Raw genomic sequence first — 24,282 nt, 5'->3', positions numbered from 1 at the left:
CTGATGGGACGTTACACGTTCAACCTGCCCGATATCGGCGAAGGCATCGCCGAGGCGGAAATCGTCGAATGGCATGTGAAGATGGGCGACATGGTCGAGGAAGACCAGCAAATCGCCGATATGATGACCGACAAGGCCACCGTCGAGATGGAAGCCCCGGCCACCGGCAAGATCGTCGAGATGGCGGGCGAGGCCGGTGATACGGTGTCGATCGGTTCGATGCTGGTGGTGATCGAGACCGAAGGCGAGGTCGAGGATGAAGGCCACGGCTCGGCCGAGCGCGTGGCCGAGCAGCCGGCCGACCGCGAGGGGGTGGCCGAGGCCGCCGATGCGGGGCCGGGCATGGACGAGCCGACGGTTGCCGCTGAGCAGCCGGGCGTGCAGGATAATGAAGTCGGCACGCCGCGGAACGAGGTTCGGCCTAAGGCGGATGATGACACAACGCGCGCTCCTGCGAAGGCAGGAGCCCAGCAGGTGACCTCCGATGATGGGCTCCTGCCTTCGCAGGAGCGCAAGGGTTCGGCCAAAGTCCTCGCGTCCCCAGCCGTGCGCAAGCGCGCCGATGAGCTCGGCGTCGATCTGGCCGATGTGAAATGCCAGGGCGAGCATGTCCGGCACGGCGATCTGGACGCCTATCTGAACTATGGTGCGGGGCAGGGCTATCGTCCCGCCGGTGCGTCGGCGAAGCGCGAGGACGAGGCGATCAAGGTGATCGGGATGCGGCGCAAGATCGCGCAGAACATGGCCGCGTCCAAGCGCTCGATCCCGCATTTCACCTATGTCGAGGAAATCGACGTGACCGAGCTGGAGCATGTCCGCGCCGATCTGAACGCGACGCGCGGGTCAAAACCCAAGCTCACCGTGCTGCCGCTGCTGATCGTGGCGATCGCCAAAACCGTTCCGCAATTTCCGATGATCAACGCGCGCTACGATGACGAGGAAGGCGTGGTCACCCGCCACGGCGCGATCCATCTCGGCATGGCGGCGCAGACCGACAAGGGGCTGACCGTGCCAGTGATCCGCGACGCGCAGGACCGCAATGTCTGGCAGCTGGCGAGCGAGATCGAGCGGCTGGCGAACGCGGCGCGCGACGGCAGCATCAAGGCGGACGAGCTTCAGGGCGCGACGCTGACGGTGACGTCGCTGGGTCCGCTCGGCGGCATCGCCACCACGCCGGTGATCAACAAGCCGGAGGTGGCGATCATCGGCCCGAACAAGATCGTCGAGCGCCCGGTCATCATCGACGGCGAGCTGGAAGCGCGCAAGCTGATGAACCTGTCGATCAGCTGCGACCACCGCGTGGTCGACGGCTGGGACGCGGCGAGTTTTGTACAAGCGCTGAAGAAGCTGGTCGAGACCCCGGTGCTGCTGTTCGCGGATTGAGGAGCGGGGGCTGGAGGCCTAGCGCACGCGGCCGCGAAACAGCAGGTTCGGCCTCTGCCGGGTCTCGCCGACGATCCAGCGCACATGGGTGACGTCTTCTGGCAGGGCACGGCGTGCGCGGCCCTCGGCATCGCGTACACTGAGTTCGTCGAGCCGGCCCCAGTGACGCCCGCCATCGACCGAAACGAGATCGCCGCCGCCGATGAAGCTGACGCTGTCCGGCACGGCGCTGGTGAGCATCGTGCGACCGGCGGCGGCGGTCGGGGTGTAGCGCAGGCGAAAGACCAGGCTGTCTCCGGTGCGCGGTGTCGCGGCAGGTTCCAGCCGAATCTGGCGGCTGCCGTCGGTGCGCAACTCGGACTGCTCGACATAGACGTCGCTGCCCACCGCTGCGGCGCTCTTGGCGCGGGCGGTTGCGGGCACCAGGATGAGCGCGACCAGCACGATGATACGGGCCAGGAGGGCGGCAGTGTCGCCGGTGAGGCGGCAGGTAAGAGCGCGTTGCATCACGAAAGGCGCTGTAGCCGCGCAGCCGTCAACATCCGGTAAACCATCGGCGGCGCCTCCAATGCTTACCTCCGCAGCTCCGTCATCCCGGGCTTGACCCGGGATCCAGCTCTTTCTGCCCTGGCTCAACGTCTGAGTGGAAAGCTGGGCCCCGGATCACGTCCGGGGCGACGGAAGATTTGGGGGCGGGCGGCAAAATATCGGCCCCGCGCCGTTCCCCGCGCGCTTTCGGTTGACAGTCAAACGAGCCTTGCCTAGTTGCGCTGCTCCACCGCTTCAGCGGGTGTAGCTCAGTTGGTTAGAGCGCCGGCCTGTCACGCCGGAGGTCGCGGGTTCAAGTCCCGTCACTCGCGCCATTTTCCGGTTTCCATCCATTTGAGGAGCGGGCCGAGCGGCAGGATCCAGACGATCCCCAGAAACAGGTAGACGATGGTCTGCGCATACCATGGCAGCGCCAAAATCCGCTCGACCTGGGACAGCACCAACGCCGCCCAGAGGGCGATGAATGCCAGGATCAGCAGAACCCCCACCGGCTTGCGCCAGCTCGGCTGTTCGGGCGGGGTCATGGGGCGGCTTTCATCGGTGTGATCCATTCGCGTTCGGTGAGGATGTGGGTGAGCGGAACGTCCCAGGTTTCGGCGGGCACGCGCTCTAACCCCTGTACCGACCAGCCGAGGCCGATTGTGACGGAGGCCGGATGCCGTTCCAGCGCCCGGTCATAATGGCCGCCGCCCTGACCCAGCCGGTTGCCCAGCCGATCGAAGCCGATCAGCGGCAACAGCAACAGCGACGGTTTCGCCAGGGCCGCGTCGCCGCTCGGCTGTCCGCCGCCAAAGGGTGCGGGCGCGAGCGGTTCGCCAGGGACCCAGCGCCTGAACTGCATCGGCGCGGCGCGGCCTTCGAACCAGGGCAGGGCGATCTCGCAGCCCATCTCATGCGCATGGCCGAGCAACGCCGCAGGATCGCATTCGTCGCCCACGGAGACATAGCCCGCCACCGTCGGCCTGGCCGCGAACAGCGGCATCATCACACTCGGCATGACGCTGAATGCGCGCCGCCGATCCGCCTCTGCCATGGCGGCGCAATAGTCCCGGCGCGCGGCCCGCAGCATTCTTCGCAATGTCGGTTTGCCCATCATCTCGCTGCGCCTCTTGGCACAGGCGGGCATGTAGCGGAACCACCATGGGTCGGTTGCTGGAATATCCTCTGACGCCAGTAACGTCAGGTGGGCGCCATATGTGCGAAACCAGGGTCTCGCCAGGGATAGCTCCCTTTGGTGTTGTATCGCCTCAGGGATATTCTCTCGAGCTCGTGCCGGGCAGTCCCGCCACCAGCGAATCTAGGCGCTCGGCGCGTCCTTCTCAAGGCGCGATGCAAAGGCTTCCACCCGATCGGCCAGATTTTCGAGCGCCCTGACGCTTTGTTCGTCGACGCCGCTCTGTTCGTTGGCGCCGCCTTCCGGAGCCTCGGCACGCTCGCGCAAGTCCTTCAGCTCGTCCGCCAGGAACAAGGCGGCGTAGAGCAACGCGCGGGTTTCGCTGATCGCTCCGGCGTCGATCCCGTCACGCAGCTTTTCATCGATCAGCGCGCCGAGCGATTGGATACGTTCTTCCTCGCCGTCCGCGCAGTTCACCATATGGTCGCGCCCGCCGATCGCAATCGAGACCTGCGCCATCAGTTCAGCCCGTCCAGCAGATCGTCGATCTCGCCGATCGCGCGGCGGGTTTCGGCGCGCAGCGCTTCGTGGCGCTGCGCCAGATCGGAGGAATCGGGAAAGTGCGTGCGGTTTCCCCCGCTGCTTTCTATCCGCGCCAGTGCGCGCTCGATGCGTCCGATGGCCATGATGATGCGATCCTCGGTCATGGCGTCATCTGCTACGTCGCCCGTCCGCCTGTCAACCATGCGCCGCCGCTCCAACGGGTGGCGAGGGCGGGTTGACGGTAACCGCGCTTGTTCCCAAAGGATGGCCGCAAACCACGACTCGCCTTTGCCGAGCCGATGGCGACCGATTGATCCCGGAGGAATTATGGCCGTTTCCAATCGCAAGCTGGCGGATGCCATCCGGGCGCTCTCGATGGATGCGGTGCAGGCGGCCGATAGCGGCCATCCCGGCATGCCGATGGGCATGGCCGACGCGGCGACGGTATTGTTCAAGGATTTCCTGAAGTTCGATGCCGCCGATCCCTATTGGGCGGACCGCGACCGGTTCGTGCTGTCGGCCGGCCACGGATCGATGCTCATCTATGCGCTGCTGCACCTCACCGGATATGAAAAGCCGACGCTGCAGGACATCAGGAATTTCCGCCAGCTCGGCAGTCCCTGCGCCGGCCACCCCGAAAACTTTTTGCTCGACGCGGTCGAATGCACCACCGGTCCGCTGGGCCAGGGCTTCGCGATGGCGGTCGGCATGGCGATCGCCGAGCGGCATCTGAACGCGGTCTACGGCGACACGCTGGTCGACCACCGGACCTGGGCGATCGCGGGCGACGGCTGCCTGATGGAGGGCGTCAATCATGAAGCGGTGGGCCTTGCCGGGCATCTCGAACTGGGGCGGCTCAACGTGCTGTGGGACGACAACCGCATCACCATCGACGGCCCGACCGACCTGTCGACCTGCGAGGACATCCCCGCGCGCTACCGCGCATCGGGCTGGCATGTCGTCTCCTGCGACGGCCACGATCATGACGACGTCCACCGCGCGCTGGCCGAGGCGAAGGACGATCCGCGCCCCAGCCTGATCGCCTGCCGCACCACCATCGGTTTCGGCGCGCCGGGTAAGCAGGGCACTTCGGCCACTCACGGAAATCCATTGGGCGAGGATGAGGTGGCCGCGGCGCGTAAGGAACTGGGCTGGGAGCATGGCCCATTCGCGATTCCCGTCGATATAAAATCGACCTGGGAGGATATCGGCCGACAGGGAACAGAGCAGCGCAATCTCTGGACCGAGCGGCTTGGCGATCACCCGGAGCGCGTCGACTTCGAACGGCGCATGGCGGGCGATCTGCCAAAGAGTTTCTCGATGGCCGATCACGTCAAGAACCTGATGGCGGATCCGCAAAAGGCGGCGACGCGCAAGGCGTCCGAATGGGCGCTGGAGGCGATCAACCGCGCCTTGCCCGAAACCATCGGTGGCAGCGCGGATCTGACCGGCTCCAACAACACCAGAACCGGCGATATCGACACGCTGTCCGCCGACGATTATGGCAACCGCTACATCAATTACGGCATCCGCGAGTTCGGCATGGCCTCGGCGATGAACGGCATGGCGCTGCACGGCGGCGTCATTCCCTATGGCGGGACGTTCCTGATCTTTTCCGATTACAGCCGCCCGGCGATCCGTCTCGGCGCGTTGCAGCAGGCACGCGTGATCCACGTGATGACGCATGACAGCATCGGGCTGGGCGAGGACGGACCGACCCACCAGCCGGTCGAACAGTTGCAGAGCCTGCGCGCGATGCCCAACCTGCACGTCTTCCGCCCCGCCGACGCGGTGGAGACGGCCTGGTGCTGGCAGCTTGCGCTGCAGAACAAGGGCGGGCCGTCGCTGATGGCGCTCAGCCGCCAGGGCCTGCCGGCGGTCGCGACCGATGCTACCGAAGCGGGCTGCGCGAAGGGCGGATACCGGTTGAAAGGCGCCGAAGCCGATCGCAGGATCATCCTGATCGCCACCGGCTCGGAAGTGCATCTCGCGCTGGAAGTGGCGGAAAAGCTCGAGGGCGAGGGTGTCGGCACCGACGTGGTGTCGATGCCCTGCACCCAGTTGTTCGACGCGCAGGATGAGGAATATCGCGCCGATATTCTGCCCAATCTGCAGCCCGGCCAGATACTGCGTGTATCGATCGAAGCGGGTACAAGCTTTGGCTGGGAGCGTTATACGATGCTCGACGGCTTGAATTTCGGCCTCGACCGGTTCGGCGCCTCCGGCCCCGCTCCGGATCTGTTCGACAAATTCGGCTTTACCGCCGACGCCATTGCGCCGCGGATACTGGCGGCGCTCGACCAATGAAAATTATCTAGCAGGAGCATCACCCATGGCAGTCAAAGTAGCGATCAACGGTTTCGGACGCATCGGCCGCCTGGTGGCGCGCGCGATCCTGGAGCGACCCGACTGCGGGCTGGAGCTGGTCGCGATCAACGATCTCGCCGATGCCGAGGCCAATGCGCTATTGTTCCAGTATGATTCGACCCATGGCCGGTTCCGCGGCGACGTGTCGGCGACCGCTGACAGCATCAAGGTGAACGGCAAGACCATCGCGGTGACCCAGGAGCGCGATCCGGGCAAACTGCCGCACGAGGAAATGGGTATCGACATCGTGCTGGAATGCACCGGTTTCTTCCAGAGCCAGGAAGCCGCCCAGCCCCATCTGAACGCCGGCGCCAAGCGCGTGCTGATCTCGGCCCCGGCCAAGAATGTGAGCAAGACGATCGTGTTCGGCGTCAATCAGGACAGCCTGACCGCCGATGATCTGATCGTCTCCAACGCCAGCTGCACCACCAATTGCCTCGCCCCCGTCGCCAAGGTGATGAACGACACCGTCGGCATCGAACGCGGCTTCATGACCACGATCCACAGCTACACCAACGATCAGCGCATGCTGGACCAAATGCACGGCGACCTGCGCCGGGCGCGCGGCGGCGCGCAGAACATCATCCCGACCACCACCGGCGCGGCGCGCGCGGTGGGGCTGGTGCTGCCCGAACTCAACGGCAAGCTCGACGGATCGTCGGTGCGCGTGCCCACGCCCAACGTCTCGCTGATCGATCTCGTCTTCACGCCGGGCCGCGACACGACGGTGGAAGAGCTGAACGATGCACTGAAGGAAGCGGCCGATGGCGCCATGAAGGGCGTGCTAGATTTCACCGACAAGCCGCTGGTCAGCAGCGACTTCAACCATCAGCCGGCCAGTTCCACGGTCGACAGTCTGGAAACCGCGGTGATCGAGGGCAAGCTCGCGCGCGTGGTGTCATGGTACGACAATGAATGGGGCTTTTCCAACCGCATGATCGATACCGCGGGCGTGATGGCGGGGCTGCTCTGATAAATAGCGCAGAGGCCAGGTCTGCGTGGCCGGTGGTGAAATGCTACCGTCCCTCGTCACCCCAGCGGTCCCTCGTCACCCCAGCGGTCCCTCGTCACCCCAGCGAAAGCTGGGGTCTCCGGCGGCATCGCTTGATGACCGGAGATGCCAGCTTTCGCTGGCATGACGAACCGGATATCGGATTTTTTGCATTCTGGGTCGAACCGGTGCGCAAAGACCTTGGCGCGCGCAAACGGAGTTTTCCATGACCGATTTCAAAACCCTCGACGATCTCGGCGATCTCACCGGCAAGGTCGCCCTCGTGCGCGTGGATCTGAACGTGCCGATGCAGGACGGCGCGGTGACGGACGACACCCGCATCCGGGCGTTCCGGCCGACCGTGGATCAGCTCTCGCAGAAGGGCGCCAAGGTGCTGCTGCTGTCGCATTTCGGCCGCCCAGGGGGGCGGAAGAGCTCCACGCTGTCGCTCTCGATGGTGGTGGGCGACGTCGAGAAGGTGCTTGGGCGGGAAATCATGTTCGTGCCCGAGATCGCCGGCGATATCGTCGCGCAGTCGCTCGGCATCATGCGCGCGGGCGAGGTGGCGATCCTGGAAAACAGCCGCTTCTATCCCGGCGAGGAGGCCAATGACGCGGATTTCGCCAAGGCGATCGCCGCCAATGCCGATATCTATGTCAACGATGCTTTCTCCGCGGCCCACCGCGCCCATGCCACCACCGAGGGGCTGGCGCATCTGCTGCCGTCCTATGCGGGCCGGGCGATGGAGGCGGAGCTCAAGGCGCTGTCTGCGGCGCTCGACAATCCGGTGCATCCGGTCGCTGCGGTGGTCGGCGGCGCCAAGGTGTCGTCCAAGCTCGACGTGCTCACGCATCTGGTCGGCAAGGTCGATCACCTTATCATCGGCGGCGGCATGGCCAACACCTTTTTGGCGGCGCGCGGCGTCGACGTGGGAAAATCGCTGTGCGAACATGACCTCGCCGATACCGCCGAGAGCATCATGGACGCTGCCGACAAGGCCGGCTGTACGGTGCATCTGCCCTATGACGTCGTGGTGGCGAAGGAGTTCAAGACCGGGGCGCCCGCGCGCACGATCAATGTCCATGAAGTGGCGGCCGATGACATGATCCTCGATCTCGGCGCATCGGCGACCGAAGCGCTGGGCGATGTGCTCAAGACCTGCCGCACGCTCGTCTGGAACGGCCCGCTCGGCGCGTTCGAGACGCCGCCGTTCGATGAGGCCACGGTGGCGCTGGCGAGGACCGCGGCCGCGCTGACGCAGGACGGATCGCTGACCTCGGTAGCGGGCGGCGGCGATACCGTTGCGGCGCTTGCCCATGCGGGCGTGACCGAAGACTTCTCCTATATTTCTACCGCTGGCGGCGCTTTCCTCGAATGGATGGAAGGCAAGGAGCTGCCGGGCGTGGCGGCGCTGCGCGGCTGAGTGGGATGCGGTCGCCCATGATCCTGCCAACGCAGTCGGAGCACATGGCTCAGGGGCGCATTTACCGCTGTCCTAAAGGCGATGTTTCTGATATGTTCCTGCGCTATGATCGCAAAGCATTCATCTGTCGCAGCGAAATACCGTCGCATCCGCCGTCAATGTAAACGGCTGGACCGAATTTCCCGGGGACATCCCTGTGACTTGTGTCACCTTAGGATGATCCGGCCCCGATAATTCGGCGGGGAAAAGGTGGGTCGACGGGCGGCCCTGATTGCCTTGCGCGTACGGCTTGCTTATGGCCCCGCATCGGAATGCACGATCAAAAAGGGACCACGCATGTCGATTACGCCTGAAGTCAAAGCGATCCTGGACAAGTACGAGACCGCCAGCCCCGGCGTGAAGGCGAACCTCTACCGCATCCTGATGCAGGGCAGGCTGGGCGGAACCGGCAAGATGATCATCCTTCCCGTGGATCAGGGGTTCGAACATGGCCCCGCGCGCAGTTTCGCGCCGAACCCGGACGGCTACGACCCGCATTATCACTACCAACTCGCGATCGACGCCGGGCTGAACGCCTATGCCGCGCCGCTGGGTTCGCTCGAGGCCGGGGCGGATACCTTCGCGGGGCAGATTCCCACGATCCTGAAATGCAACAACGCCAACAGCTGGGCTTCGGCCCGGGACAGCGCGGTCACCGCGGGCGTGGACGATGCGCTGCGGCTTGGCTGCGCGGCGATCGGCTTCACCATCTATCCCGGATCGGACGATTTCTTCGAGATGGTCGAGGAAATCCGCGAACTGCGCGCCGAAGCCGCGGCCGTGGGTATTCCCACCGTGATCTGGTCCTATCCGCGCGGCGGCAGCCTGCCGAAGTCCGGTGAACTGGCGCTCGACGTGGGTGCCTATGCCGCGCACATGGCGGCGCTGGCCGGCGCGCATATCATCAAGGTCAAGCTGCCGGGCGACCATATCGAGCAGGAGGACGCGAAGAAGAGCTACGAGGGCATGGACTTCTCGGCGCAATCGGACCGGGTGGGCCATGTCGTGAAGAGCTGCTTCAACGGGCGCCGCATCGTGGTGTTTTCGGGCGGCTCCAAAAAGGGCGCCGATCAGGTGTTCCAAGATGCGCGCGACATTCGCGACGGCGGCGGCAACGGCTCGATCATCGGCCGCAACAGCTTCCAACGCAGCCGCCAGGACGCGCTGGAAATGCTTGGGAAATTGGTTGGCATCTACAAGGGCGAAGAGTGAGCAAGGCCGCGCACTGCCAGCTCTATCTCATCTCGCCGCCGGACGTCGGCGGGGATTTTCCGCAAGCGCTCAAGGAGGCGCTGGGCGCGGGACCGGTGGCGGCGTTCCAGTTGCGCGTGAAGGACAAGGAGAGCCACGAGCTTGCCGCGCTTGCCCAGCCACTGCAGGAAATCTGCCGCGCCAGCGATGTGGCGTTCATCGTCAACGACGATGTCGCCATGGCCAAGCGGTTGAAAGCGGACGGCGTGCATCTGGGGCAGCTCGACGGCGATCCGCGCGAGGCCCGGGCGCAGTTGGGACCCGAAGCGCAGATCGGCGTGACCTGCCACAACAGCCGTCACCTCGCGATGGAAGCGGGCGAAAACGGCGCGGACTATGTCGCCTTCGGTGCCTTTTACGACAGTTCGACCAAGCGCGCGCTTCACCGCGCCGAACCCGAGCTGCTGCGCTGGTGGTCGGCGATCATGGAAATACCTTGCGTGGCGATCGGCGGGATCGCGGTGGAGAACGCCCCGCCGCTGATCGCCGCGGGCGCCGATTTTCTGGCGGTCAGCGGTGCGGTTTGGCAGCATCCGGACGGTCCTGCAGCGGCCGTCAAGGCCTTTTCCGAGCTTCTGAAAGACTGAAGGGAGCCAATCGGCGCGGCGGTCGTTACCCGGCCGACATAATCTCACGAAGATGGAGTTTTCGACATGCGAGTAGCGTTCACGGCAGTCGCCACCCTGGCCCTGATGGGTTGCAATTTCGCCGATAGCGGATCGGCCGACGAAACGGATAATCAAGCCTCCGCGACCGCCGCGGCGCCGGCCCCGGACGACAATCTGGCCGACAGCATGGCCTCGAACGATCCCCGGCCGCTGTCGGCGCAGGATTCGAACGCCATGTTCCCGGCGCCTGGATCGGCGAGCGGCGCTGCCGGCGGACAGGCCGGCGAACTGAAGATGGCGGCGGCCACTACCGCCACGGGCAAGTCCTCCGCCACAGGCCAGGCGACGGCGGCGGGCAGCGCATCGGCTGCCTTTCCGCTGATGCAGGCCCAGGTCGTGCTCGATCGGCTTGGCTTTACTCCTGGCGTCGTCGACGGCAAGAACGGTATGTCGACGAAAAACGCGATTGAGGGTTATCAGGAAGCCAATGAGCTCAAGGTGACCGGCGAATTGGACGAGCCGACGCGCCGCGCGCTGGCGCCCCATCGCAACATTGCTGCGACGCGCCAGGTAACCTTGCCGGCCGAGATCGCCAACATGACGTTTACCAAGGTACCGGACGAGGCCGAGGCGCAGGCGAAACTGGACCGACTGGGCTATAACGACCTCATGGAAAAGCTCGCCGAGCGCTTCCATACCACGCCGGAGACGCTGGCGGCGCTGAACGGCGGCAAACAGCAATTTGCGGGCGGGGACAGGTTGATCGTACCCAATGTTGGCGCGGACCGTCTCGTCAAGGGCTCGGTGGACGATGCGGACTGGCAGCAGACGCTGCAGAGCCTGGGTGTCGGCAGCGAACAGCCCAAGGCCGACAAGATCGTGGTCGACAAGTCTGACGGCGTGCTGCGCGCATTCGATGGCAACGGCAAGCTGGTCGCGCAATTCTCCGCGACCATGGGGTCGGAGCACGACCCGCTGCCGCTCGGCGACTGGAAGATTCTGGGGACCGCCCACAATCCGCCGTTCAGCTATAATCCGGAATTGTTCTGGGATGTCAGCGACAAGAAGGGCAAGCTCCAGCTGCCGCCGGGACCCAATGGCCCGGTCGGTGTGGTCTGGATCGATCTCAGCAAGGAGCATTACGGCATACATGGCACGTCCGAGCCGCAGACCATCGGCCGCGCGCAGAGCCATGGCTGCATCCGCCTGACCAACTGGGATGCGGCGCGACTGGCGCAAATGGTGCACAGCGGTACGCAAGCGCATTTCCAGGCCTGAAGCGGGCACCCCGCCGATGAGGAACCGCTGGAGGGACGTCAGGCTGGTCGCGCAGGCCGTGCTGATCACCTCGGCGATCTGGATCGTGCTGTTCTACTTGTTCGGCGACAAGCTGCCGACCGCGCCCGCGCCAGCTGATATGGCCGGAGCGGGCACAGCGTCGAACGAAACCGGCGGAGAAGGTACCGAGGTCGATGTGACCGCCGAACCTGTCGGCCGACAGCCGCGCGGACGCCGGGTTGCGATGTCTCCGGCGGGCGGTGCCGTCTATCGCGGCGGTGAACTGGTCTTGCCGGTGGCGGGCGTCAAAAAATCCGATCTGTTCGACAGCTATCAGGACGATCGCGGCGGCGGCACGCGCACTCATGAGGCGATCGACATCATGGCCGACGCCGGAACGCCGGTTTATGCCGCCGCATCGGGTACATTGGAAAAACTGTTCTGGAGCGATCTGGGCGGCAACACCATTTACGTCCGCTCGCCCGACAAGCGCATCATCTATTATTACGCGCATCTCGATGCCTATCGCGATGGGCTCACCGAAGGCCAGCAGGTGCGCGCGGGCGATCCGCTCGGCACGGTCGGCTCGACCGGCGACGCCGATCCGTCCGCGCCGCATCTGCACTTCTCGATTTTGAACGCGCAGCCGGATGAAAATTGGAGCGGGGGAACGCCGATCAACCCCTATCCTCTGCTGAAGCGCTGAAGTCCGCGCGCCTTTAATTCCATTTGCGATCGGGCGCGCGCGGCGTAACAGACCGGCACGGCTTGCGAGGGAGATGGGATATGGCAACGGCGGCTCCAACCGAGGGCGGATCGCTGCGCGAACTCACCGTCCGTGGCATCGTCCTCGGCGCGCTGATCACCATCCTGTTTACCGCCGCAAACGTCTATCTCGGCCTCAAGGTCGGGCTCACCTTTGCCACCTCGATCCCCGCCGCGGTCATTTCGATGGCGATCCTGCGGTTCTTCAAGAACGCCAATATCCTCGAAAACAATATCGTCCAGACCATCGCCAGCGCGGCGGGGACGCTGGCTGCGATCATCTTCGTGCTTCCGGGTCTGGTGATCGTCGGCTGGTGGCAGGGCTTTCCCTACTGGACCACCGCCGCGGTGTGCTTCGTTGGCGGCGTGCTCGGCGTGATGTTCTCGGTGCCGCTGCGCCGCGCGCTCGTCACCGGATCGGACCTGCCCTATCCCGAAGGCGTCGCCGCCGCCGAGGTGCTGCGCGTCGGATCGCAATCGGCCGAGGGTGCCGAGGAAAACCGGCGCGGGCTCGCCACGATCATGGCCGGAAGCCTCGCCAGCGCAGGCTTCGCCTTGCTCGTCGCGATGCGACTGGCGGCGGGCGAGGTCGGACGCAATTTCCGACTCGGCGGCGGCAGCGCGACCGGGATCAACGCCAGCCTCAGCCTTGCACTGATCGGCGTCGGCCATCTGGTTGGCCTGTCGGTCGGCATCGCGATGTTTATCGGCATGCTGATTGCCTGGGCCGGGCTGATGCCGCTGCTCACCGCCGCGCAGGCGGGCGCCGCGAGCCTGCCGGTCGACGATCTGGTGGGCACGGTGTTCGGAACCGAGGTGCGCTTCATCGGCGCGGGCACAATCGGTATCGCGGCGATCTGGACGCTGCTCAAGATACTCGGCCCGGTGCTGAGCGGCATCAAAAGCTCGCTCGCTGCCTCGAAAGCGCGCGGTAAGGGCGATCTGGTGGAACTCACCGAGCGTGATCTGCCGGTATCGATCGTCGGCGGCACGATCCTGCTTTCGATGATCCCGATCGCCATACTGCTCTATCTGTTCGCGCAGGGCGGGCCGATCGCGGACAATCCGGTGCCGGTGATCGCGGCGAGCATCGCCTATGTGCTGGTGGTCGGCGCGATCATCGCGGCCGTCACGGGTTATATGGCGGGCCTGATCGGCGCCTCCAATTCGCCGGTGAGCGGTGTCGGCATCCTTGCCGTGATCATATCGGCGTTGATGCTCGCCGCCTTTTTCGGGCGCAACATGGGCGAGAACGATACCGCCGCGCTGGTCGCCTATGCGCTGTTCACCACCGCTATCGTCTTTTCGGTCGCGACGATTTCCAACGACAATCTTCAGGATCTGAAGACCGGCCAGCTGGTCGGCGCGACACCGTGGAAGCAGCAGGTCGCTCTGATTCTGGGCGTCGCCTTCGGCTCGCTGATCATCCCGCCGGTGCTCGATCTGCTCAATCAGGCGTTCGGTTTTGCCGGGGCGAGCGGGGCAGGGGCCAATGCGCTCCCCGCGCCGCAGGCGGCCTTGATCTCCGCGCTGGCCAAGGGCGTGCTGGGCGGCGATCTGCGCTGGGATCTGATCGGCTATGGCGCGGGAATCGGCGCGGTGGTGATCGTGATCGACGAATTTCTGGGCAAGGCCGGAAAGATGCGCCTGCCGCCACTGGCGGTGGGGATCGGCATCTATCTTCCGATGGCGATCACGCTGCTCGTGCCGGTGGGCGCGGTGCTCGGCCATCTTTGGGAAAAGCGCGCTGGCCGTGCATCAAACCCGGAATTCTACAGCCGCATGGGCATCTTGCTCGCCACCGGTCTGATCGTCGGCGAGAGCCTGTTCGGCGTGCTGTTCGCAGGCGTGGTCGGGATGACCGGCGGCGATGCGCCGCTGGCGCTGGTGGGCGATGATTTCGCGCTGGCGATCCCGATCGGTGCGATTGTCTTCATCGGGATCATCACATGGATGTACCGCAGCACCCACGCTTCGGCCCGCAACGCCTAGTCCCGCCCGGAAAGGCGCCTGCCGCCACAGGCATTGCTCTTCGCGGTCCACGCCGCTAAAGCCCGCCATCTCGCGGAAGGGCAAGCGCCCCGGCGTGCTCTTTCCACCGCCAAACAAGGTTCGCTTCATATGAAGATCAGCGGCGTCGACATCCGTCCCGGCAATATCCTGGAATATGACAAGGGCTTGTGGAAGGTCGCCAAGATCCAGCATACGCAGCCCGGCAAAGGCGGCGCCTATATGCAGGTCGAAATGAAGAACCTAATCGACGCGCGCAAGACCAATATCCGGTTCCGTTCGGCCGATACGGTGGAAAAGGTGCGGCTCGACACTAAGGAGTTCCAGTATCTCTACGCCGATGGCGGGCAGCTGGTGTTCATGGACAAGGATACGTTCGAGCAGATCAATCTCGATGCGGACATGCTCGGTGACGAGGCCCCGTTCCTGACCGACGGGATGGACGTGACGCTGGAGCTTTATGAGGAGCGGCCGATCTCGGTGCAGCTGCCCGATACGGTCGAGGCCGAAATCGTCGAGGCCGATGCGGTGGTCAAGGGGCAGACGGCTTCATCCAGCTACAAGCCGGCGATGCTCGACAATGGCGTGCGCGTGATGGTGCCGCCGCACATCGCGGCCGGCACGCGGATCATCGTCGATGTCTACGCCAAGGAATATATAAAGAAGGCAGAGTAATTATGCGCAAATTCACGATTTTCATGTCCGCTACATTGACGGCAACCGTTCCCGCCATCGCCCAGGATGCTGCGCCCGCACCTGCAGCGCCAGCCGCCGCTCCGCTCAGCGCGTCCGAGCAGGCCGATGTCGATCGCGGCGGCGTGATCTTCGGATCGTTCAGTCAGGCCGTGCGCTCGGACCAGATTTCCGATCAGGAAAAGAATGCGCTGTTCGGGTGCATGTACGACAATTCGGTCAAATCTATTTCCGAGAAAACCGGCGAAGTGCTCGCCGCCAATCCGCAGATCGACGCGACCAAACCGGAAAACATATTCAACGTTGCCGCCGTGGTCTGCGGTGCGCGCAAGGCGCAGTCCGCCGAGGATGCGGCGCCCGCCACTCCCGCACCCGAAGCGGCTACGCCCGAGAGCCGCTGATGCCCGCCAAAACCGGCCTCATTACGGTCATGGAGCGCGCGGCCCGCAAGGCGGGCACGCGTCTGCGCCGTGATTTCAGCGAGGTCGAGCATCTGCAGGTCTCCAAAAAGGGCCCGGCCGACTTCGTATCCAAGGCCGACCAGAAGTCCGAGCGCACGCTTTACGACGAACTGCTAAAGGCGCGGCCGGGCTGGGGGTTCGAACTGGAAGAGGGCGGAACGATCGAAGGCGAGCCGGGCGAACCGCGTTTCGTCATCGATCCGCTTGACGGGACCAGCAATTTTCTCCACTCGATCCCGCATTTCGCGATCTCGATCGCGGCGCAGGAATGCAATCCGGACGGCAGCTGGGGCGAGGTGTTCGCCTGCTTAATCTATCAACCGCTGACCGACGAGAGCTATTGGGCCGAGCGCAATCGCGGTGCGTGGCTGCACGACCGCCGCCTGCGTGTGTCGGCGCGGCGCGATCTGTCGGAAGCGCTGATCGCCACCGGCGTGCCTTATAAGGGCCATGGCGACATGGACGAATGGAACGCCGTATTCGGAGCGATCGGGCCGCAGGTCGCGGGCATCCGCCGCTTCGGCGCAGCTTCGCTCGATCTCGCCTGGCTCGCCGCCGGGCGTTATGACGGTTTCTGGGAAAGCGGGCTCTCATGCTGGGATACCGCCGCGGGCTGCCTGATGGTGCGCGAGGCGGGAGGCTTCGTCACCGATTATCGCGGTCGTAGCCCGGCGATTGCAGACACGCAGGTGCTCGCCGCCAATGACGCGCTGCACAGCAAGCTGCATAAGCTGCTGGCACAGGCGCTCAAGAAGCAGCGCGAACTGGCCGCCTGAGCCAGCCGAGTGCAAGCCCGATTGCGTTTTGATCATCCGATTTACGCCCCCGCACCCTTGCGGGCGGCGGCTTAGCTGCCTAGAAGCACGGCAAAGCTATTAGCGGACAAAATCCCTTGGTCGATCTCTCCCAATATCTGCCGATCCTACTGTTTCTCGGCGTCGCGGTCGCCTTGTCGTCGGTGTTCGTGTTTCTGCCGATGGGCGTGGCGCGGCTGACCGGTGCGCACAAGCCGACCGCGGCCAAGCTCGCCGAATATGAATGCGGCTTCCCCGCGTTCGAGGATTCGCGCAGCCAGTTCGACGTGCGCTTTTACCTTGTCGCGATCCTGTTCATCATCTTCGATCTCGAAGCGGCCTTCTTGTTTCCCTGGGCGGTGAGCCTGAAGGAGATCGGCTTTGCCGGTTGGGCGACGATGATGCTGTTCCTGTTCGAGCTGATCATCGGTTTCATCTACGCCTGGAAAGTGGGAGCGCTGGAATGGGAGTGACCGCCGATACCGATCAGGCTACCGAAGGGCAGCCATGGGGTCCGCGCGGGCAGGGCGAAGTCACTGCTCCGGACGCCGATTTCTACAATGATCTGAACAGCGAAGTGCAGGACAAGGGTTTCCTGGTCACCTCGACCGAGGATCTGTTCCAGTGGGCGCGTACCGGATCGCTGTGGTGGATGACCTTTGGGCTCGCCTGCTGCGCGGTCGAGATGATCCACGTCAACATGCCGCGTTACGACATGGAGCGCTTCGGCGCCGCCCCGCGCGCATCACCGCGCCAGAGCGACGTGATGATCGTGGCCGGTACGCTTTGCAACAAGATGGCCCCGGCGCTACGCACCGTTTACGATCAGATGTCGGATCCGAAATATGTGATCTCGATGGGCAGCTGCGCCAATGGCGGCGGCTATTATCATTACAGCTATTCGGTGGTGCGCGGGTGTGACCGCATCGTGCCGGTCGATATCTATGTGCCGGGCTGTCCGCCGACCGCAGAAGCGCTGCTATACGGCGTGATGCAGCTCCAGCGGAAAATTCGCCGCGTCGGGACGATCGAACGTTAAGATGGCCGTCGTTCACTCCGCACCGAAATATGCCTCTAATGACGGCGTGCTCGACGCTCTGCGTTCTGCGCTTGGCGACATGTTCGTCGAGGGCAAGGAGAGCCATGGCGAGATCAGCATCACCGTCGAGCGCGAGAGCGTGGCCGATGCGCTGCGCCATCTGCGCGACGAGCATGCTTACCAGATGCTGGTCGAGATCGCCGGTGTCGACTATCCCGATCGCCCGGAGCGGTTCGAGGTCTGCTATCATCTGCTGAGCCTGACCAAAAACCACCGCATCCGCATCAAGGTGACGACGGACGAGGACCATCCGGTGCCGACCGCCACCGTGGTCTGGCCCAACGCCAACTGGCTCGAACGCGAAGTATTCGACATGTACGGCGTGCTGTTTTCGGGCCATCCGGACCTGCGCCGCATCCTCACCGATTACGGCTTTCGCGGCCATCCCTTCCGCAAGGACTTCCCGCTGACCGGCTATGTCGAGATGCGCTATTCCGAGGAGCAGCAGCGGGTGATCTACGAGCCGGTCGAACTGGCCCAGGATTTCCGCAGCTTCGACTTCATGAGCCCTTGGGAAGGCGCGGATTATGTGCTGCCGGGCGACGAGAAGGTGACCACCGGTGACGGCGTCGACAAGCCGCAGATGACCGAAAAGCCCGCCGATACCGGCGCGGGCGCGAAGACCGACAAAAAGGCCGAAAAGGTGCAATCCAACGGCAGTCCGGCGGTCAAGGACAGCGGCGAGAAAGACGCCAAAGCTCCCGATCAGACCAAGGGTGGCAACGCCAAGAAGCATAAGCCCGAAAAGACTGCGAGCAAGCGCGAGAAGACCGCCAAGAAGGACAAGAGCTGATGGCGGATTTCCTCGAAGAAATGCGGCATGAGACCGACGGCGCCGACCCGACCACGGGCGATGTCGACATCCAGAATTACACGATTAATTTCGGCCCGCAGCATCCCGCGGCGCACGGCGTGCTGCGCATGGTGATGGAGTTGGACGGCGAGATCGTCGAGCGCGTCGATCCGCATGTCGGTCTGCTGCACCGCGGCACCGAGAAGCTGATCGAATACAAGACCTATCTGCAGGCGCTCCCTTATTTCGATCGGCTCGATTATTGCTCGCCGCTGTGCATGGAGCACAGCTATGTGCTCGCCATCGAGAAGCTGCTGAACCTCGAAGTGCCGATCCGCGCGCAATATCTGCGCGTGTTCTTCGCCGAGCTGACGCGTATCTCGAACCATCTGCTCAACCTTGGCAGCCATGTCATGGATGTTGGCGCGATGACGCCGAACCTGTGGCTGTTCGAAATCCGCGAGGATACGCTACAATTTTTCGAGCGGGCCAGCGGCGCGCGCATGCACATGGCCTGGTTCCGCCCCGGCGGCGTCCATCAGGATGTGCCGCTCAAGCTGCTCACCGACATCGGCGACTGGCTCGATACGAAATTCCCGAAGCTGTTCGAGGACGCGATCAGCCTGGTCGCCGACAACCGCATCTTCAAGCAGCGCAATGTCGACATCGCCGTGGTGCCGCGCGACGAGGCGATTGCGCGCGGCTTCACCGGTCCGATGATCCGCGGCTCGGGCATCCCCTGGGATCTGCGCAAATCGCAGCCCTATGACGTCTACGACCGGATGGATTTCGACATACCCGTCGGCACCAATGGCGATTGCTACGACCGGATGATGGTGCGCGTCGAGGAATGCCGCCAGTCCGCGCGCATCATGAAGCAGTGCCTCGCCGAGATGCCCGAAGGCCCGATCGCCAGCGACGACCGCAAGATCGTGCCGCCCAAGCGCGCCGAGATGAAGCAGACGATGGAAGCGCTGATCCACCATTTCAAGCTCTACACCGAGGGCTTCCACGTCCCCGAGGGCGAGGTCTATGTCGCCACCGAAAGCCCAAAGGGCGAGTTCGGCGTCTATCTCGTTTCCGACGGCTCGAACAAACCCTATCGCTGCAAGATCCGCCCGACCGCGTTCAGCCATCTCCAGGCGATGGATTACATGACCAAGGGCCACATGCTGCCCGATGCGACGGCGATCCTAGGCGCTATCGACGTTGTGTTCGGGGAGAGCGATCGGTGAGTTTGCTTACATGCCAGCGCTCGGCGGTGATGTTTTCCGAACATCTGCGTGCTAATCCTGCGCAAGGAAAAGGAGCTTGCTATGCCGGATGAAGTCACGAACGATCTGATCTATACCATTCTGCAGAAAATACAGACGCAATTATCGTCGATCCCGATAAAGTTGGGCGATATCGAGGGGCGGCTGTCTTCGCTCGAGGAATCGTCTTCCAGCATGTCTGCGCGTATCGCGTCGGTCGAAGTTACCGTTTCGGGCACGCACAAGCGCATCGACCGAATCGACCATCGGCTCGATCGCATCGAAACGCGACTGGGCCTGATCGACGCATGACCGGCCCAACCTACGCCAATGAAGATCAGATCGCCGAGCCCACGCCTGCGGACGAGCGTTCCTATGCCGACTTCGCCTGGACGCCCGAGAATGCCGAAAAGGCCAGGACGTTCATTGCGCGCTATCCCGAGGGGCGCCAGCGCAGCGCGGTGATGCCGCTGCTCGATCTTGCCCAGCGGCAGATCGGTGCGGATACGCAGACGCAAGGCTGGTTGCCGGTGCCGGTGATCGAGTATGTCGCCGCGCAGCTCGATATGCCCTATATCCGCGCCTATGAGGTCGCGACCTTTTACACAATGTATAATCTGGAGCCGGTCGGCCGCTTCCATGTGCAGGTTTGCGGCACCACGCCGTGCATGCTGCGCGGATCGGACGATGTCATGGCCGCGTGCAAGAACAAGGGGATGGTCAAGGGCAAGACCACGCCCGACGGGATGTTCACGCTGACCGAGGTGGAGTGTATGGGCAATTGCGCCACCGCGCCGATGGTCCAGATCAACGACGACAATTACGAGGACCTCGATTACGACAGCACCTCGCATATTCTCGAAGCGCTGGCGAACGGCGAGAGCCCCAAGACCGGGACGCAGATCGAGGGCCGAAAGACGTCCGAGCCGGTCGGCGGCCCAACCACGCTGACCGCCATGGTCGACGAGAACCACGATTATCGGAGTGAATGGAAATGAGCATCGTTACCATCGTGATTGCTCTCGTGATCGCATTTCTCGCGTTCCGATTCATCACCGGCGCGATCAAGTTCGTGGTTATTCTGGGCGTTATCGCGCTCGCGATCTGGCTCGTGACGAGTATGGGTTGATGAGTTTCGACTTCCTCGCCGACAAGGACCGCATCTTTACCAATCTCTACGGCTATCAGGACTGGGGTCTGAAAGCCGCGGAGGCGCGCGGCGACTGGGACGGTACCAAGGCGCTGATCGAGCGTGGGCAGGACAGGATCATCGAGGAGATGAAGGCGTCGGGTCTGCGCGGGCGCGGCGGCGCGGGCTTTCCGACCGGCCTCAAATGGTCGTTCATGCCCAAGGAATCGAAGGATGGCCGCCCGAGTTTTCTCGCCATCAACGCCGACGAATCCGAGCCCGGCAGTTGCAAGGATCGCGAGATTCTTCGCCATGATCCGCACAAGTTGATCGAGGGCGCGCTGATCGCCGGTTTCGCGATGCGCGCGCGCGCCGCGTATATTTACGTGCGCGGCGAATATATCCGCGAGGCCGAGGTGTTGCAGGCCGCGATCGACCAGGCCTATGCCGCCGGGCTGATCGGCAAGAACGCGTCGAAATCCGGCTATGATTTCGACGTTTTCATGCACCGCGGCGCGGGCGCCTATATTTGCGGCGAGGAAACTGCGATGCTGGAGAGCCTGGAGGGCAAGAAGGGTCAACCGCGCCTGAAGCCGCCATTCCCGGCGGGGGCGGGGCTTTACGGCTGCCCGACCACGGTCAACAATGTCGAGAGCATCGCGGTGGTGCCGACGATCTTGCGGCGCGGCGCGGCCTGGTTCTCGAGTTTCGGCCGCGAGAACAACCACGGCACCAAGCTTTATCAGATCAGCGGCCATGTCGAGCGCCCCTGCGTCGTCGAGGAGGCGATGAGCATCCCGTTCCGCGACCTGATCGAGAAGCATTGCGGCGGCATTCGCGGGGGCTGGGACAATCTGCTCGCAGTGATCCCGGGCGGCTCGTCGGTGCCGCTGGTGCCTGCCGAGCAGATCATGGACGCGCCGATGGACTTCGACGGGCTGAAGGAAGTCGGCTCCGGCCTCGGCACCGCGGCAGTCATCGTCATGGACCGCTCGACCGATATCGTCCAGGCGATCAGCCGGATCAGCTATTTCTACAAGCATGAAAGCTGCGGCCAGTGCACGCCCTGCCGCGAGGGCACGGGCTGGATGTGGCGCGTGATGGAGAAGCTGCGCACCGGCGATGCCGAGATCGCGGACATCGACATGCTGCAGCAAGTGACCAAACAGATCGAAGGCCACACCATCTGCGCCCTCGGAGATGCGGCAGCCTGGCCGATCCAAGGCCTGATCCGCCATTTCCGGCCCGAGATCGAGCGGCGCATCGTGGAGCGGAACGGCGGCGCTCCGATGATGGAGGCGGCTGAATGACCGATGATCGTGCGGATCTGATGCTTGAGATTCTGAAGAGGCTCCAGAACGACGTCACGCTCATGAGGCGCGAGCAATCGTCTTTGGCGACAAGAATGCTGGCGATGGAAGATCATCAGCGCGGTATCATCACTTCATTACAAGGTTTGATGACCTCGATTCATGGTGTCGAGATCGATATCGCGCATTTAAAAGACCGGGTGGACCGGATCGAAAACCGAATGGGCCTCATGGATACGGAACACTGATATGCCCAAGGTAACCGTAGACGGCACCGAACTCGAAGTGCCGGACGGCGTGACCGTGCTGCAGGCGTGTGAGCTTGGTGGTAAGGAAATCCCTCGGTTCTGCTATCATGAGCGGCTGTCGATCGCCGGCAATTGCCGCATGTGCCTGGTCGAAGTGAAGCCGGGGCCGCCAAAACCGCAGGCAAGTTGCGCATTGCCCGCCACCGACGGCCAGGAAATCCGCACCGACAGCGAGATGGTGAAGCACGCCCGCGAAGGCGTGATGGAATTCCTGCTGATCAACCATCCGCTCGATTGCCCGATCTGCGATCAGGGCGGTGAGTGCGATCTGCAGGACCAGGCCATGGCCTATGGCAAGGGTATGAGCCGCTTCGAGCTTAACAAGCGCGCGGTGACCGAGAAATATATGGGCCCCATCGTCAAGACGGTGATGACCCGCTGCATCCACTGCACCCGCTGCGTGCGCTTTGCCGAGGAAGTGGCCGGCGTCGAGGATATCGGCGTGATCGGGCGCGGCGAGAATATGCAGATCACGTCTTATCTGGAGCATGCCGTGCAATCGGAGCTGTCGGGTAACGTCGTCGATCTCTGTCCCGTGGGCGCGCTCACATCGAAACCCTATGCGTTCGAGGCGCGGCCGTGGGAGCTCACCAAGACGCTCGGCATCGACGTGATGGACGCGGTCGGCACCAATATCCGTTTCGACGCGCGTGGACGCGAAGTGCTGCGCGTGCTGCCACGGGTAAACGACGACGTGAACGAGGAATGGGCGACCGACAAGGCGCGCTACGCCATCGATGGGTTGATGCATCGGCGGCTTGATCGTCCTTATGTGCGGCGCGACGGCAAATTGCAGCCCGCCAGCTGGCAGGAAGCGTTTCGGGCAATCACCGACGTCGATGCCGGATCGTCGGTCGCCGCGATCGCGGGTGATCTGCTCGATTGCGAGACGATGTATGCGGCCAAGGCGCTGCTTGCCGCAATGGGCTCGGACCAGCTCGAAGGGCGCCAGACGGGGCTGTCCTATGACGTAAGCAGCCTCGATGCGGTGCGGTTCAATACCCCGCTCGCCGATATCGAGCATGCCGATGTGGTGCTGCTGATCGGCAGCAATCCGCGGCTCGAGGCACCGCTCGTCAACACGCGGCTTCGCAAGGCGATCAAGCGCGGGGCCAAGGTCTATGGCTTCGGCCCCGAGGCCGATCTGACCTACAAGGTCGAGTGGCTGGGCGAGGATTTGGGCGCGCTGGGCAAATTGCCCAAGGCGCTGGTCGATGTGCTGGACGGCGCGGAAAAGCCCGCGATCATCATCGGCCCTGGCGCGCTGGCGGTCGATGGCGCGCATGGCGCGGCACTGAAGCTGGCCGATAAGTTCAGGCTGGTCCGGGATGGCTGGAACGGGTTCAACGTGCTCCACACCGCCGCATCGCGCATGGGCGGGTTGATGCTCGGCTATGCGCAAGCAGGCGGCATTGCAGACATTGCGTCCGCCAGGCCGAAGCTCGCCTTTTTCCTCGGCGCTGACGAGGTAGATTTCGCGGTGTTCGATGGCACGTTCAAGGTCTATGTCGGCCATCATGGCGATGCCGGGGCGCACGCCGCGGACGTGATCCTGCCCGCCGCAGCCTACCCCGAAAAGGCCGGAACCTATGTCAATATCGAAGGCCGCGTGCAGCGCGGCGCCAAGGCGGTGTTCGCGCCGGGCGACGCGCGCGAGGACTGGGCGATTTTCCGCGCGCTGTCCGATGTGCTCGGCCACACACTGCCGTTCGACGATTTCGAAGGCTTGCGCGCCGCGATGTTCGCGGATGTGCCCGCCCTCGCCGAGGAAGGGCTGATCGCCTATGACTGGTCGCCGCCCAAACTGGCCGACAAGGCCAGCGGCGCGCCGGTCCATCCGATCCGCGATTATTATCTCACCAACGCCATCTGCCGCGCAAGCGAGACGATGAATCGCTGCTCGGCCGAACTGGTCCATGGGCAGGATTATCTGGAGGCGGCGGAATGATTGCGACTGCACAAATCCTCCCCGCGCGAAGCGGGGGGAGGGGGACCGCCCGGAGGGTGGTGGAGGGGTATCGCGCTGTTTTGCCGAACTCTCGGGGCGATGCCTTTCGCTCGCTTCGCTCGCACCCCTCCACCATGCTGCGCATGGTCCCCCTCCCCACAAGTGGGGAGGAT

The 24,282-nt window shown here is 63.9% G+C and carries 27 protein-coding genes and 1 tRNA gene; 23 read left to right on the top strand and 5 right to left on the bottom strand.

Annotated features, from left to right (window positions below; genetic code table 11):
- The first annotated feature begins 3 nt into the window (after positions 1 to 3).
- The gene (locus tag ACOQPC_RS08735; RefSeq protein WP_420605361.1) at positions 4 to 1,383 is read left to right on the top strand and encodes a dihydrolipoamide acetyltransferase family protein; all 1,380 of its coding nucleotides are present in this window, start codon (positions 4 to 6) and stop codon (positions 1,381 to 1,383) included.
- 18 nt (positions 1,384 to 1,401) lie between these two features.
- Here the strand turns inward: ACOQPC_RS08735 and ACOQPC_RS08730 are convergent, their stop codons facing one another.
- Complete coding sequence (locus ACOQPC_RS08730; RefSeq protein WP_420605360.1) at positions 1,402 to 1,890, bottom strand: hypothetical protein; 489 nt, start codon at positions 1,888 to 1,890, stop codon at positions 1,402 to 1,404.
- Positions 1,891 to 2,169: 279 nt separating this feature from the next.
- Here ACOQPC_RS08730 and ACOQPC_RS08725 point away from each other — a divergent pair.
- Positions 2,170 to 2,246 (top strand) — tRNA-Asp (locus tag ACOQPC_RS08725).
- On the opposite strand, the gene ACOQPC_RS08720 is transcribed toward ACOQPC_RS08725, so the two are convergent.
- The 4 genes from ACOQPC_RS08720 to ACOQPC_RS08705 all read right to left on the bottom strand — a co-directional run bounded on the left by ACOQPC_RS08720 (position 2,235) and on the right by ACOQPC_RS08705 (position 3,792).
- Positions 2,235 to 2,456 (bottom strand): DUF2842 domain-containing protein, encoded by a 222-nt coding sequence (locus ACOQPC_RS08720; protein ID WP_420605359.1) that lies wholly within the window; start codon positions 2,454 to 2,456, stop codon positions 2,235 to 2,237. The two genes, ACOQPC_RS08725 and ACOQPC_RS08720, sit on opposite strands and share 12 nt — an antisense overlap.
- Positions 2,453 to 3,028, bottom strand: coding sequence for a 5-formyltetrahydrofolate cyclo-ligase (locus ACOQPC_RS08715; RefSeq protein WP_420605358.1), 576 nt, complete (start codon positions 3,026 to 3,028; stop codon positions 2,453 to 2,455). Before ACOQPC_RS08715 ends, ACOQPC_RS08720 begins: the two co-directional genes overlap by 4 nt.
- 201 nt (positions 3,029 to 3,229) lie before the next feature.
- Positions 3,230 to 3,565 carry a cell division protein ZapA gene (locus ACOQPC_RS08710; RefSeq protein WP_420605357.1) on the bottom strand — a complete coding sequence of 112 codons (336 nt, stop codon included), beginning with the start codon at positions 3,563 to 3,565 and terminating at the stop codon, positions 3,230 to 3,232.
- The gene (locus tag ACOQPC_RS08705) at positions 3,565 to 3,792 is read right to left on the bottom strand and encodes a hypothetical protein (protein WP_420605356.1); all 228 of its coding nucleotides are present in this window, start codon (positions 3,790 to 3,792) and stop codon (positions 3,565 to 3,567) included. Before ACOQPC_RS08705 ends, ACOQPC_RS08710 begins: the two co-directional genes overlap by 1 nt.
- Positions 3,793 to 3,916: 124 nt before the next feature.
- Here ACOQPC_RS08705 and tkt point away from each other — a divergent pair, with 124 nt between their 5' ends.
- The 21 genes from tkt (at position 3,917) to nuoG (ending at position 24,109) form a co-directional block, all read left to right on the top strand.
- Positions 3,917 to 5,896, top strand: coding sequence for a transketolase (gene tkt / locus ACOQPC_RS08700; RefSeq protein WP_420605355.1), 1,980 nt, complete (start codon positions 3,917 to 3,919; stop codon positions 5,894 to 5,896).
- Between the two features lie 25 nt (positions 5,897 to 5,921).
- A complete protein-coding gene (gene gap / locus ACOQPC_RS08695; protein WP_420605354.1) occupies positions 5,922 to 6,929 on the top strand; it encodes a type I glyceraldehyde-3-phosphate dehydrogenase in 1,008 nt (335 codons plus the stop codon).
- Positions 6,930 to 7,173: 244 nt separating this feature from the next.
- Positions 7,174 to 8,370 (top strand): phosphoglycerate kinase, encoded by a 1,197-nt coding sequence (locus tag ACOQPC_RS08690; RefSeq protein ID WP_420605353.1) that lies wholly within the window; start codon positions 7,174 to 7,176, stop codon positions 8,368 to 8,370.
- A 336-nt stretch (positions 8,371 to 8,706) separates the two neighbouring features.
- Complete coding sequence (locus tag ACOQPC_RS08685; protein WP_420605352.1) at positions 8,707 to 9,621, top strand: class I fructose-bisphosphate aldolase; 915 nt, start codon at positions 8,707 to 8,709, stop codon at positions 9,619 to 9,621.
- Entirely contained in the window at positions 9,618 to 10,247 is a 630-nt protein-coding gene (thiE, locus tag ACOQPC_RS08680) for a thiamine phosphate synthase (protein ID WP_420605351.1), read from the top strand. The genes ACOQPC_RS08685 and thiE overlap by 4 nt, the downstream gene beginning before the upstream one ends.
- A gap of 66 nt (positions 10,248 to 10,313) precedes the next feature.
- Positions 10,314 to 11,546 carry a L,D-transpeptidase family protein gene (locus ACOQPC_RS08675; RefSeq protein ID WP_420605350.1) on the top strand — a complete coding sequence of 411 codons (1,233 nt, stop codon included), beginning with the start codon at positions 10,314 to 10,316 and terminating at the stop codon, positions 11,544 to 11,546.
- A gap of 16 nt (positions 11,547 to 11,562) precedes the next feature.
- The gene (locus ACOQPC_RS08670) at positions 11,563 to 12,252 is read left to right on the top strand and encodes a M23 family metallopeptidase (protein WP_420605349.1); all 690 of its coding nucleotides are present in this window, start codon (positions 11,563 to 11,565) and stop codon (positions 12,250 to 12,252) included.
- An 80-nt stretch (positions 12,253 to 12,332) separates the two neighbouring features.
- Positions 12,333 to 14,303: an OPT family oligopeptide transporter gene (locus ACOQPC_RS08665; RefSeq protein ID WP_420605348.1), complete on the top strand. Its 1,971-nt coding sequence runs from the start codon at positions 12,333 to 12,335 to the stop codon at positions 14,301 to 14,303.
- Positions 14,304 to 14,432: 129 nt separating this feature from the next.
- Complete coding sequence (gene efp / locus ACOQPC_RS08660) at positions 14,433 to 14,996, top strand: elongation factor P (RefSeq protein WP_420605347.1); 564 nt, start codon at positions 14,433 to 14,435, stop codon at positions 14,994 to 14,996.
- A gap of 2 nt (positions 14,997 to 14,998) precedes the next feature.
- Positions 14,999 to 15,415 carry a hypothetical protein gene (locus tag ACOQPC_RS08655; protein ID WP_420605346.1) on the top strand — a complete coding sequence of 139 codons (417 nt, stop codon included), beginning with the start codon at positions 14,999 to 15,001 and terminating at the stop codon, positions 15,413 to 15,415.
- Positions 15,415 to 16,251 (top strand): inositol monophosphatase family protein, encoded by an 837-nt coding sequence (locus tag ACOQPC_RS08650; RefSeq protein WP_420605345.1) that lies wholly within the window; start codon positions 15,415 to 15,417, stop codon positions 16,249 to 16,251. The genes ACOQPC_RS08655 and ACOQPC_RS08650 overlap by 1 nt, the downstream gene beginning before the upstream one ends.
- Before the next feature lie 116 nt (positions 16,252 to 16,367).
- Complete coding sequence (gene ndhC / locus ACOQPC_RS08645) at positions 16,368 to 16,742, top strand: NADH-quinone oxidoreductase subunit A (protein ID WP_420605344.1); 375 nt, start codon at positions 16,368 to 16,370, stop codon at positions 16,740 to 16,742.
- Entirely contained in the window at positions 16,733 to 17,308 is a 576-nt protein-coding gene (locus ACOQPC_RS08640; protein ID WP_420605343.1) for a NuoB/complex I 20 kDa subunit family protein, read from the top strand. The genes ndhC and ACOQPC_RS08640 overlap by 10 nt, the downstream gene beginning before the upstream one ends.
- Before the next feature lies 1 nt (position 17,309).
- The gene (locus ACOQPC_RS08635; protein ID WP_420605342.1) at positions 17,310 to 18,161 is read left to right on the top strand and encodes an NADH-quinone oxidoreductase subunit C; all 852 of its coding nucleotides are present in this window, start codon (positions 17,310 to 17,312) and stop codon (positions 18,159 to 18,161) included.
- The gene (locus ACOQPC_RS08630; RefSeq protein WP_420605341.1) at positions 18,161 to 19,396 is read left to right on the top strand and encodes an NADH-quinone oxidoreductase subunit D; all 1,236 of its coding nucleotides are present in this window, start codon (positions 18,161 to 18,163) and stop codon (positions 19,394 to 19,396) included. The genes ACOQPC_RS08635 and ACOQPC_RS08630 overlap by 1 nt, the downstream gene beginning before the upstream one ends.
- A gap of 81 nt (positions 19,397 to 19,477) precedes the next feature.
- Entirely contained in the window at positions 19,478 to 19,726 is a 249-nt protein-coding gene (locus ACOQPC_RS08625; RefSeq protein ID WP_420605340.1) for a hypothetical protein, read from the top strand.
- Positions 19,723 to 20,412: a complex I 24 kDa subunit family protein gene (locus ACOQPC_RS08620; protein ID WP_420605339.1), complete on the top strand. Its 690-nt coding sequence runs from the start codon at positions 19,723 to 19,725 to the stop codon at positions 20,410 to 20,412. The genes ACOQPC_RS08625 and ACOQPC_RS08620 overlap by 4 nt, the downstream gene beginning before the upstream one ends.
- Positions 20,409 to 20,543 (top strand): hypothetical protein, encoded by a 135-nt coding sequence (locus ACOQPC_RS08615; RefSeq protein ID WP_420605338.1) that lies wholly within the window; start codon positions 20,409 to 20,411, stop codon positions 20,541 to 20,543. The genes ACOQPC_RS08620 and ACOQPC_RS08615 overlap by 4 nt, the downstream gene beginning before the upstream one ends.
- Positions 20,543 to 21,853 (top strand): NADH-quinone oxidoreductase subunit NuoF, encoded by a 1,311-nt coding sequence (gene nuoF / locus ACOQPC_RS08610; RefSeq protein ID WP_420605337.1) that lies wholly within the window; start codon positions 20,543 to 20,545, stop codon positions 21,851 to 21,853. The genes ACOQPC_RS08615 and nuoF overlap by 1 nt, the downstream gene beginning before the upstream one ends.
- The gene (locus tag ACOQPC_RS08605) at positions 21,850 to 22,101 is read left to right on the top strand and encodes a hypothetical protein (RefSeq protein ID WP_420605336.1); all 252 of its coding nucleotides are present in this window, start codon (positions 21,850 to 21,852) and stop codon (positions 22,099 to 22,101) included. The genes nuoF and ACOQPC_RS08605 overlap by 4 nt, the downstream gene beginning before the upstream one ends.
- A 1-nt stretch (position 22,102) precedes the next feature.
- Positions 22,103 to 24,109: an NADH-quinone oxidoreductase subunit NuoG gene (gene nuoG, locus ACOQPC_RS08600; protein ID WP_420605335.1), complete on the top strand. Its 2,007-nt coding sequence runs from the start codon at positions 22,103 to 22,105 to the stop codon at positions 24,107 to 24,109.
- Positions 24,110 to 24,282: the final 173 nt, after the last annotated feature.

Source organism: Novosphingopyxis sp., assembly GCF_965218915.1.
In the GTDB taxonomy this organism is placed as follows: domain Bacteria; phylum Pseudomonadota; class Alphaproteobacteria; order Sphingomonadales; family Sphingomonadaceae; genus Novosphingopyxis.
The sequence above is the reverse complement of the archived record's forward strand: the minus strand, read 5'-3'. Positions and strand labels throughout refer to the sequence as shown.

Excerpts from the sequence above, each read along its gene's own strand:
- nuoF (WP_420605337.1), top strand. The coding sequence starts at position 20,543 with ATGAGTTTCGACTTCCTCGCCGACAAGGACCGCATCTTTACCAATCTC.
- ACOQPC_RS08735 (WP_420605361.1), top strand. The coding sequence starts at position 4 with ATGGGACGTTACACGTTCAACCTGCCCGATATCGGCGAAGGCATCGCC.
- ACOQPC_RS08670 (WP_420605349.1), top strand. The coding sequence starts at position 11,563 with ATGAGGAACCGCTGGAGGGACGTCAGGCTGGTCGCGCAGGCCGTGCTG.
- ACOQPC_RS08655 (WP_420605346.1), top strand. The coding sequence starts at position 14,999 with ATGCGCAAATTCACGATTTTCATGTCCGCTACATTGACGGCAACCGTT.
- tkt (WP_420605355.1), top strand. The coding sequence starts at position 3,917 with ATGGCCGTTTCCAATCGCAAGCTGGCGGATGCCATCCGGGCGCTCTCG.
- nuoG (WP_420605335.1), top strand. The coding sequence starts at position 22,103 with ATGCCCAAGGTAACCGTAGACGGCACCGAACTCGAAGTGCCGGACGGC.
- ACOQPC_RS08635 (WP_420605342.1), top strand. The coding sequence starts at position 17,310 with ATGGCCGTCGTTCACTCCGCACCGAAATATGCCTCTAATGACGGCGTG.
- ACOQPC_RS08620 (WP_420605339.1), top strand. The coding sequence starts at position 19,723 with ATGACCGGCCCAACCTACGCCAATGAAGATCAGATCGCCGAGCCCACG.
- ACOQPC_RS08685 (WP_420605352.1), top strand. The coding sequence starts at position 8,707 with ATGTCGATTACGCCTGAAGTCAAAGCGATCCTGGACAAGTACGAGACC.
- ACOQPC_RS08710 (WP_420605357.1), bottom strand. The coding sequence starts at position 3,565 with ATGGCGCAGGTCTCGATTGCGATCGGCGGGCGCGACCATATGGTGAAC.
- gap (WP_420605354.1), top strand. The coding sequence starts at position 5,922 with ATGGCAGTCAAAGTAGCGATCAACGGTTTCGGACGCATCGGCCGCCTG.
- ACOQPC_RS08690 (WP_420605353.1), top strand. The coding sequence starts at position 7,174 with ATGACCGATTTCAAAACCCTCGACGATCTCGGCGATCTCACCGGCAAG.
- ACOQPC_RS08665 (WP_420605348.1), top strand. The coding sequence starts at position 12,333 with ATGGCAACGGCGGCTCCAACCGAGGGCGGATCGCTGCGCGAACTCACC.
- ACOQPC_RS08720 (WP_420605359.1), bottom strand. The coding sequence starts at position 2,456 with ATGACCCCGCCCGAACAGCCGAGCTGGCGCAAGCCGGTGGGGGTTCTG.
- efp (WP_420605347.1), top strand. The coding sequence starts at position 14,433 with ATGAAGATCAGCGGCGTCGACATCCGTCCCGGCAATATCCTGGAATAT.
- ACOQPC_RS08650 (WP_420605345.1), top strand. The coding sequence starts at position 15,415 with ATGCCCGCCAAAACCGGCCTCATTACGGTCATGGAGCGCGCGGCCCGC.
- ACOQPC_RS08705 (WP_420605356.1), bottom strand. The coding sequence starts at position 3,792 with ATGGTTGACAGGCGGACGGGCGACGTAGCAGATGACGCCATGACCGAG.
- ACOQPC_RS08630 (WP_420605341.1), top strand. The coding sequence starts at position 18,161 with ATGGCGGATTTCCTCGAAGAAATGCGGCATGAGACCGACGGCGCCGAC.
- ACOQPC_RS08605 (WP_420605336.1), top strand. The coding sequence starts at position 21,850 with ATGACCGATGATCGTGCGGATCTGATGCTTGAGATTCTGAAGAGGCTC.
- ACOQPC_RS08675 (WP_420605350.1), top strand. The coding sequence starts at position 10,314 with ATGCGAGTAGCGTTCACGGCAGTCGCCACCCTGGCCCTGATGGGTTGC.
- ACOQPC_RS08715 (WP_420605358.1), bottom strand. The coding sequence starts at position 3,028 with ATGATGGGCAAACCGACATTGCGAAGAATGCTGCGGGCCGCGCGCCGG.
- ACOQPC_RS08730 (WP_420605360.1), bottom strand. The coding sequence starts at position 1,890 with ATGCAACGCGCTCTTACCTGCCGCCTCACCGGCGACACTGCCGCCCTC.
- ACOQPC_RS08625 (WP_420605340.1), top strand. The coding sequence starts at position 19,478 with ATGCCGGATGAAGTCACGAACGATCTGATCTATACCATTCTGCAGAAA.
- ACOQPC_RS08615 (WP_420605338.1), top strand. The coding sequence starts at position 20,409 with ATGAGCATCGTTACCATCGTGATTGCTCTCGTGATCGCATTTCTCGCG.
- ACOQPC_RS08640 (WP_420605343.1), top strand. The coding sequence starts at position 16,733 with ATGGGAGTGACCGCCGATACCGATCAGGCTACCGAAGGGCAGCCATGG.